The organism is Xanthomonas sp. A1809 (assembly GCF_017746015.1).
In the GTDB taxonomy this organism is placed as follows: domain Bacteria; phylum Pseudomonadota; class Gammaproteobacteria; order Xanthomonadales; family Xanthomonadaceae; genus Xanthomonas; species Xanthomonas euvesicatoria.
The window spans coordinates 388-3,787 of record NZ_JAGHWZ010000037.1; the positions used below are offsets into that span (position 1 = coordinate 388).

Here is a 3,400-nt window from a genome sequence, read left to right on the forward strand (position 1 = left end):
AGGCCCTTCGCGGTGACGCGTACCTGCGTGCGCACCCACTCGCTGCCGTCCGGCTTGGCGCCGCTGGTGACCTTGTGCTCCAGGCAGCCGCTGTGCAGGCGGCCGGCGTAGGCCAGCCAGGTCGAGGCCAGCGGATGGCGGTAGATCCAGCGCTTCTGCTCGAGCAGGGCCAGGAACTTCCGCTCCGGTATCTGCATGGTCTTGGCCGCCTCGCGCAGGCTGAGCGAGCCATCGCAAATGGCGATACGGTCCAGGGCCTCAGCCTTCGGGGTCAGTTCCTCGACGCGGCCGGCGTAGCTGGCCAGAAGCCCACGCAGGGCGGCCGGGTCCGACAGCAGCGCCAGCGGGTCAGAACTTGGCGCCGTTACCAGCTGGTCGTAGGCCCGGATCACCCGCAGGTGGAAGGCGGGGCTGATCCACATGGCGTACGCGTAGACAAGCTCCTTGGCCACGAACGTGCCAAACCCTTGCCGCGCATGGATACCGGGAATTCCCGGTATCGACTGCGCGCTAATTTCGGTGGCAAGCTCGACTGTTTGCTGCAGCCGCAGCCAGTCGGACGGCTGGTGTCGCTTTTCCCCGCCGGCAGCGCGGTGCAGGTCGTTGAGGCAGTAGCGCCCCGAGTCGTCGCGGCGGATGGTGGTGCTGGCAATGATGAGTTGGCTCATGGGTGCACGTCCTGGCTCGCGCCGGTGATGATGAAAACCACCTCGCCGCCCTTGCGCGGCTCAGCGCGGACCAGCGGGTGGGAAATGAATCGCTGGTCGTCGATGCCCAGCACGTGGGCCAAGCCGTCGCGGTATGCCTTGCAGCGGCCGAGCATGTTGTCGTCGTCCGGCATCTGCCTGGTCGGAGGGTAGAAATCGAGCCACAGGTGCAACCGCCCTTCCGGCAGCTGCAGGCCCTTCCACCCGGCTTGGAACGCCGCAAGGACTGCCAGTTGGCGCGCGCATTTCGTGGCCTTCGCCTTGCGTGACCAGTGCACGCGCGCGTTTGGCGACAAGTCCTTGCGCGGCCACGGGAGCGTCAGAGTGATCAAGCGCGGCACCGATCAGGGATGTACTGCTCAACCCCCGGCAGGCGCATCACCTGCCCGCCTGCGCGGATCCAGTCGGCCACGCTCTGAGCCGGCGCGCATGCGGCCGCCGCAGCGGCGCGGCGAGCCACTGAGGCGCGCACGGCAATTACGGTGTGTCCGTTGGGCAATCGCTTCGGCTGCGGCTTACGCGCCGGGCGTGCCCGCTCCGTGAGGTCGCGCTGCACTTGGCGAAGAGCGCGGCGCTCGGCCTGTTCTCGCAATAGCCGTTCGGCACGTGCTGCCTTGCGCAGCGCCTCGTCCTCCCGTCGTTCGGCAAGCGTCCGGCCGCCGTTGTTGACGTGGCGCTGGCGCATGTATGCGCGGTGCTTCTCGATCCGTTGCTGACTGGTCCCTACTGCGCGCGGCGCCGGGTCACACAGGAATTCGTAGGCCGTGCAGCGGCCAGTGCCGGAGCGCTTCAGATAGCCGCCCTCGCTGTTGTCCTTCATGGCGCTGTAGTACGGCCGCCGTGCCTTCGCGCCGGCTTCGATGCCCATGCCGTCCAGGATCACCTGCGGCGTGTGCGCGCCGGGGTTGGCCTTCAGCCATTCGCGTACGCGAGTCGGGTAGTTCCTCATGCCGTCACCGCCGTGGCGTCGCCCAGCTCTGCAGCCGCCCGCGCCAGCGCAGCGCGCGCGGCATCACGGTCTGCAACTTCCGGCACCTTCGCCGGCGGCGGCAGCGCTGTGCCAGCAGGCTCCGGCACTTCGCCGCCGCGCATAACGTGGTCGCGCGCCAGTTCATACGCCTCGCGCACCATGCGATCGGCATCGCTGGCGCTGGCGCCGCGGTAGCGATAGCCGTCCAGCTTCATTCCCACCAGGACGGTGAAACCGCTGCGGTCCCCGCCGCCTCGCAGCTCGTTCGACACCTGTGCCAGGCTCGGCACGCCGAGGCAGCGCGCGCGGAACTCCGGCAGCGTGGGCGGCCACGGATCCGCTGCGGCGATGCACGCCGTCAGGCCTGCGCCGAGCTGCTGCGCCGTGACGCCGGCCAATCCCTTCGCCCAAGTGCTGCCGGCACCGGTGGACGGGTCAGCGCCAAAGCCGCTCGTCCAGCGCGTACCGTAGATCTCAGCCATGCGCGTCCACACCGTGGCGATCGACGTGATCGAAATCGGCGCCGGCGTGGTCGGCTGCGTAGCGCTGGATGGCTTCACGGGCAAAACGTTGGGTGCGCTCGGCAGCGCTTTCGCGAGGGATTGCATGGGCGGATGCTCCGGAGGTGATGGTGTTGGCGCCGGTGGCGCGCTGGCGGCGAGCCGCGGCGATCAGGTAGCCGGCAGACTTGTCCGGGTAGACGTCGGACAGCTCGAGCAGGTGGTCGGCGGTGACGCCCTCGCCTACTGCGGCAATCAGGTCCGGGTGCTGGCTCGTGGTGCGGAGCCAGGGACGGTTGAGCGACATGGCTGCTCGGTTCAACGCTGCTGCGATGAAACCTGCACCGGTTCCACACACACCTCGCGCAGCGTCTGCGCCAGTGGTGTGTGGTGTATTGGTTCCCTGATGGTTATATGACGGTTCCGTGTCCCGTTTTTGGGACTGTTTCGGCGGAAAAACGGGACTGTTTCCAGGGAAAAACGGGACTGTTTCCCCCTCGGAAGAGTCCCAATTTCGGGCCTGTTCGCAGCCAAAATGTTCCACGGAAGAACGGTACCGTTTTTGGGACTGTTCTATTTGATGTTCCACGGACGGCGCGGGAGCCGGCGCGTCGCCTTGCTGAGCACCAGCAGTCGGCGGATTGAGGCGATACACGATGACTTGGCTGGTGGTGCCGCGGCGATGCCCGGTGTCGCGAATCAGGCCAGCCGACACCAGACGGCCCATGTTGGTCAACACCGTCTTGCGGTCCTGTCCTGTTGCCTCGGCCAGGTAGGCCACCGACGGGTAGGCCTCCCAGTTGTCGCCGCCGGCACAGTTGGCCAGCACCACCAGCACGAACTTGGCGGACGACTTGTCCAAGGGCTGCTTCAGCGCCCAGGTGATGGCCTCGACGCTCACAAGCTCACCACCAGGCCGCCTAGCGCATGGCCCACGCGGTGGTCCGCAAGCTGCCGGTCCTGCTCGCGCAGCGACTCACCACGCACGCGGCCCAGCGCTTCATCAATCATCGAAGCGGCGACCGCGTCACTGACGTGCGCAGCAGCCGCTATCTCGGCTGCGTTGCAGCCCTGCTTCAAGAGATTCCACACCTGGCGTCGCGACATGTTTCGCACCGGCACTTGATAACGGCGCGCATCATGCAAAACACCCTTGGTTGCTGTTACGGCCAGCTGCTGGGGATAACCTGTGGACTTCATTGCCCACCGCCCTGCTGCGCTTC

General features: G+C 67.0%; 6 protein-coding genes. All 6 read right to left on the reverse strand.

Features of this window, described 5'->3' with window-relative positions:
* On the reverse strand, positions 1-668 hold a 668-nt coding region (locus J7396_RS21905; RefSeq protein WP_209262133.1), incomplete at its 3' end, for a phage antirepressor KilAC domain-containing protein.
* Entirely contained in the window at positions 665-1,039 is a 375-nt protein-coding gene (locus J7396_RS21910) for a hypothetical protein (RefSeq protein WP_209262134.1), read from the reverse strand. The genes J7396_RS21910 and J7396_RS21905, both read right to left, overlap by 4 nt.
* The gene (locus tag J7396_RS21915) at positions 1,036-1,656 is read right to left on the reverse strand and encodes a hypothetical protein (protein WP_209262135.1); all 621 of its coding nucleotides are present in this window, start codon (positions 1,654-1,656) and stop codon (positions 1,036-1,038) included. The genes J7396_RS21910 and J7396_RS21915 overlap by 4 nt, the downstream gene beginning before the upstream one ends.
* Complete coding sequence (locus J7396_RS21920) at positions 1,653-2,159, reverse strand: hypothetical protein (protein WP_209262136.1); 507 nt, start codon at positions 2,157-2,159, stop codon at positions 1,653-1,655. Before J7396_RS21920 ends, J7396_RS21915 begins: the two co-directional genes overlap by 4 nt.
* On the reverse strand, positions 2,152-3,078 hold the full coding sequence (locus tag J7396_RS21925; protein ID WP_209262137.1) for a helix-turn-helix domain-containing protein: 927 nt from the start codon (positions 3,076-3,078) through the stop codon (positions 2,152-2,154). The genes J7396_RS21920 and J7396_RS21925 overlap by 8 nt, the downstream gene beginning before the upstream one ends.
* Positions 3,075-3,400: hypothetical protein (locus J7396_RS21930; protein WP_209262138.1), on the reverse strand; the 326-nt coding region annotated here is incomplete at its 5' end. The genes J7396_RS21925 and J7396_RS21930, both read right to left, overlap by 4 nt.

Bases quoted from the DNA above. Each gene is read 5' to 3' on its own strand.
- J7396_RS21915 (WP_209262135.1), bottom strand. From the start codon at position 1,656: ATGAGGAACTACCCGACTCGCGTACGCGAATGGCTGAAGGCCAACCCC.
- J7396_RS21920 (WP_209262136.1), bottom strand. From the start codon at position 2,159: ATGGCTGAGATCTACGGTACGCGCTGGACGAGCGGCTTTGGCGCTGAC.